4 protein-coding genes and 1 pseudogene are annotated in these 4,251 nt (G+C 67.3%); 4 read left to right on the top strand and 1 reads right to left on the bottom strand.

Annotated elements, in window-relative coordinates:
• The coding region (locus MBEBAB_RS14530) for an IlvD/Edd family dehydratase (RefSeq protein WP_045319463.1) at positions 1–824 on the top strand (824 nt) is incomplete at its 5' end.
• 34 nt (positions 825–858) lie between these two features.
• Here MBEBAB_RS14530 and MBEBAB_RS14525 read toward each other — a convergent pair.
• A complete protein-coding gene (locus tag MBEBAB_RS14525; protein WP_021698742.1) occupies positions 859–2,433 on the bottom strand; it encodes a sodium/sugar symporter in 1,575 nt (524 codons plus the stop codon).
• A 179-nt stretch (positions 2,434–2,612) separates the two neighbouring features.
• Here MBEBAB_RS14525 and MBEBAB_RS14520 point away from each other — a divergent pair, with 179 nt between their 5' ends.
• The 3 genes and pseudogenes from MBEBAB_RS14520 to MBEBAB_RS14515 form a co-directional block, all read left to right on the top strand.
• Positions 2,613–3,236, top strand: a complete 624-nt coding sequence (locus MBEBAB_RS14520) for an IclR family transcriptional regulator (protein ID WP_242397190.1) — start codon at positions 2,613–2,615, stop codon at positions 3,234–3,236.
• Positions 3,233–3,403: a hypothetical protein gene (locus tag MBEBAB_RS17840; RefSeq protein WP_242397189.1), complete on the top strand. Its 171-nt coding sequence runs from the start codon at positions 3,233–3,235 to the stop codon at positions 3,401–3,403. The genes MBEBAB_RS14520 and MBEBAB_RS17840 overlap by 4 nt, the downstream gene beginning before the upstream one ends.
• Positions 3,404–3,543: 140 nt before the next feature.
• A pseudogene (locus MBEBAB_RS14515) lies at positions 3,544–4,251 on the top strand (dihydroxy-acid dehydratase domain-containing protein); the annotation flags it as partial.

Genomic DNA, 4,251 nt, shown 5'->3' with positions numbered 1-4,251 from the left:
AGGCCGGCGGGGTGCCCGCCGTGGTCAATCAGCTGATGGGTCAGGGCCTGATCCGCGAGGACGCGCCCACCGTGAACGGCAAGACCCTCGGCGAGAACTGCAGAGGCGCGCAGATCGTCCTGCCGGACGTGATCCGGCCCTTCGAGGACCCGCTGATGCGCGACGCAGGCTTCGTGGTGCTGTCGGGCAATCTGTTCGACTCGGCGGTGATGAAGACCAGCGTCATCTCCCCCCAGTTCCGCGACCGCTATCTGTCGGACCCCAAGGATCCCGAGGCCTTCGAGGGGACCGCCGTGGTGTTCGACGGGCCCGAGGACTACCACCACCGCATCGACGATCCGGCCGAGGGCATCACCGAGCGCTCGGTGCTGGTGATGCGCGGGTCGGGGCCCATCGGCCATCCCGGCGCCGCCGAGGTGGTCAACATGCGTCCGCCCGCCCACCTGATCAAGCAAGGGATCACCGCCCTGCCCTGCATCGGCGACGGCCGCCAGTCGGGCACCTCGGGGTCGCCGTCGATCCTGCACGCCTCGCCCGAAGCTGCGGCGGGCGGGACCATCGCCGTGCTGAAGACCGGCGACCACATCCGCGTGGATCTGAACACCTCCACCGTCACCCTGATGGTGCCCGACGACGAGATCGCCGCGCGCAAGGCCGCGCTGGAGGCCGCCGGCGGCTATGCCTATCCCGCCTCCCAGACCCCGTGGCAGGAGATCCAGCGCGGCCTCACCGGACAGCTGGAGACCGGCGCCACCCTCGAGAACGCCGTCAAATACCACCGCATCGTCGACACCATCGCCCGCGCGCCGAGGGATAATCACTAGGGCGGGACGGGTGAGCCTCGGGCGCTGACCCGGCTCACCACCAGATGGAATAGACCAGGATCAGGAAGGCGATGACGCCCACCCCCGCCAGGTTGAAAGCGGCGGAGGTGCGGAAGCTGATGCCGTCCAGCTGGACCTTCAGGGCCGAAGCGGGGGCGGGGCGGATCAGGGACACCACCACCGCCAGCGCCAGGGCGATCAGGAACACGATCCCCACCCGGTTCATGAAGGGCATGACCAGCAGGCCCTCGTTGTTCAGCCACCACATGACGCCCGACAGGATCACCCCGCCGATGGCCGCGGCCAGGGCGCCGGCCTCGGACGCGCGGCGCCAGAACATGCCGAGGATGAAGATCACCACGATGGCCGGGGTGAAGAAGCCGGTGAAGTCCTGGATGAACTGGAACGCCTGATCGAAATTGCCCAGCAGCGGCCGGGCGACGAGGGCGCCGATCAGCATGGCCGCCGCCGCCGACAGCCGGCCCACGGTGACCAGATGATGCTGGGACAGGTTCGGGCGCGCCTTGGCGTACAGGTCCAGGGTGAAGATGGTGGAGATGGAGTTCACCAGCGAGCCGAGGGTGGCGATGATGGCGGCCACCAGGGCGGCGAAGACCAGCCCCTTCAGACCCACAGGCAACAGGGCCATCATGGTGGGATAGGCCTGATCGGGCCGCGTCAGGTCCGGCGCCAGCACCAGGGCGGCCAGCCCCGGCAGCACCACGATCAGCGGCATCAGCAGTTTCAGATAGGCGGCGAAGGCGATGCCCTTCTGGGCCTCGTCGATGCTGGAGGCCGCCAGCGCGCGCTGGATGATGTACTGGTTGAAGCCCCAGTAGCTCAGATTCATGATCCACATGCCGCCGATCAGGACCGACAGACCCGGCAGGGCCGCATAGTGCGGGCTGTCCGGAGACAGGATCATGTCGAACTTCTCGGGGAACTCGGTGGTCAGGCGGGCGAAGCCGTTCAGCACCCCGCCGTCGCCGCCGATCTGGTTCAGGGTGATGACCGCGATCACCAGACCGCCCGCCACCAGCAGGGCAACCTGCACCGCATCGGTCAGGGCCACGGCCTTGAGCCCGCCCCACAGCTGATAGACGAGGCCGAACGCCGCCAGGCCGAACAGGGCCAGGGTCTGGTCCACGCCCGTCACCGTGGTGATGGCCAGCGAGCCCAGCCACAGGATCGAGGTGATGTTCACGAAGACGTAGAGCACCAGCCAGAACACGGCCATGACGCTGCGGATCCTGGCGCCGTACCGCTGCTCCAGAAACTGGGGCATGGTGACGATGTTGTTCTTCAGGAAGATGGGCAGGAAGAACTTGCCCACGATCAGCAGGGTCAGGGCCGCCATCCATTCGTAGGAGGCGATGGCCAGGCCGATGACATAGCCCGAGCCCGACATGCCGATGATCTGTTCGGCGGAGATGTTGGCCGCGATCAGCGAAGCGCCGATGGCCCACCAGGGCAGGCTCTTCGAAGCCAGGAAATAGTCGGTGGTGTTCTTCTGCTCGCCGGGCCGGTCGCGGGAGACCCACTGGGCCAGGGCGAAGATGCCGACCCCGTAAAGGGCCAGAAGGATCAGGTCGATCGGCGCCAGCGTCATGAATGTCTCCCCCGAGGGGCCGTTGAATTCGGCCGCTGAACGAAGGGCTACGACATCCTCAAGCGACGCGCAATGAAAGTCATTTCATATATGGTTTGATCCGGCGGCGCAGGTTAAGAAGCGGCGCGGACGGCCTTCTATCGGGGTGGCGGCGGCGCTAAGACTTGGGGAGAGACAGGTTGATCGGGGAAGCCATGCCGCCGCTGGAAGAAGAGCTCGGGGAGCGCAAATACCGTGCGCCCGCGCTCGAGAAGGGCCTGGATGTGCTCGAACTGCTGTCCAGCCACGGACGACCCATGACGCCGTCGCAGATGTCGGTGACCCTCAAGCGTTCCGTGTCCGAGCTGTTCCGGATGATCCAGGTGCTGGAGTTCCGGGGCTATATCGAACAGTCCTCCGAAGGCTATCGCCTGACAAACCGCCTGTTCACCCTGGGCATGGCCCAGGCGCCGGTGAAGTCGCTGGTGGAGGCGGCCCTGCCGGCCATGCGAATTCTGGCCGAGACCACGGTTCAGTCGTGCCATCTGGTGGTGCCCAGCGAGACCCAGATCGTGGTGGTGGCCCGCGTCGAGAGCCCCGGAGACCTGGGCTATTCGGTGCGCATCGGCTACCGCCGCAATCTGATCGAGGCCACCTCGGGCCGCATGTTCTACGGCCTGGCCTCGCCGGCCGGACGGGCGCGGCTGGAGGAGGTGCTGCGCCGGCTGCACGGCGACGCCATGTTCGAGCTTTCGCCGAGGAGGCGGACGCCACGGCGGTCAAGGGCTACGCTCAGCGGGCCAGCGATTTCGTCAAGGGCGTGACCGATCTGTCGGCGCCGGTGATGGGGGCGGACGGCGTCATCGCCACCCTGATCACCCCCTATATCGAGCACACCACAGTGGGCTGCGACATGGCCACGGCGTTGATCCATCTGCGCCGCGCCGCCGCCGCCATCTCCGCCGACATGGGCTCCGCGTCCCAGGCCTGAAGCGGGTCAGGCGGGGCCATGGACGGCCTCGGGCTTGCGGCCCGGCATTTTCGTATGCGATAAGTTCTTCATGAATGAAAGGTCGGGGCGCGTGTTCCGGCGTCCCCGCCCGTCGTGGGCCCACTGAAGACTGTCGCTGTATGACCAAGCCTCTCCGCTCCCGTCTGTGGTTCGACAACCCTGCGAACCCGGACATGACGGCGCTGTATCTGGAGCGTTATCTCAACTACGGCCTGACGCTGGAGGAGCTGCGCTCGGGCAAGCCGATCATCGGCATCGCCCAGACAGGGTCTGACCTGTCGCCGTGCAACCGCCACCACATCGAGCTGGCCAAGCGGGTGCGCGAGGGCATCCGCGAGGCGGGGGGCATCGCCCTGGAGTTCCCGGTCCATCCCATCCAGGAGACCGGCAAGCGGCCCACCGCCGGGCTGGACCGCAACCTGGCCTATCTGGGGCTGGTGGAGCTTCTGTACGGCTATCCCATCGACGGGGTGGTGCTGACCATCGGCTGCGACAAGACCACCCCCGCCTGCCTGATGGCCGCGGCCACCGTGGACATCCCCGCCATCGCCCTGTCGGTGGGGCCCATGCTGAACGGCTGGAACAAGGGCGAGCGGGTGGGCTCGGGCTCGATCATCTGGAGCGCCCGCGAGATGATGGCCCGGGGTGAGCTGGACTATGAGGCTTCATCGCGCTGGTGGCCACCTCGGCGCCGTCGGTGGGCTACTGCAACACCATGGGCACGGCCTCGACCATGAACAGCCTGGCCGAGGCGCTGGGCATGAGCCTGCCGGGCTCGGCCGCCATCCCCGCGCCCTACCGCGAGCGGGGACAGATGTCCTACCGCA

This window comes from Brevundimonas abyssalis TAR-001 (genome assembly GCF_000466985.1).
In the GTDB taxonomy this organism is placed as follows: Bacteria; Pseudomonadota; Alphaproteobacteria; order Caulobacterales; family Caulobacteraceae; genus Brevundimonas; species Brevundimonas abyssalis.
The sequence above is the reverse complement of the archived record's forward strand: the minus strand, read 5'-3'. Positions and strand labels throughout refer to the sequence as shown.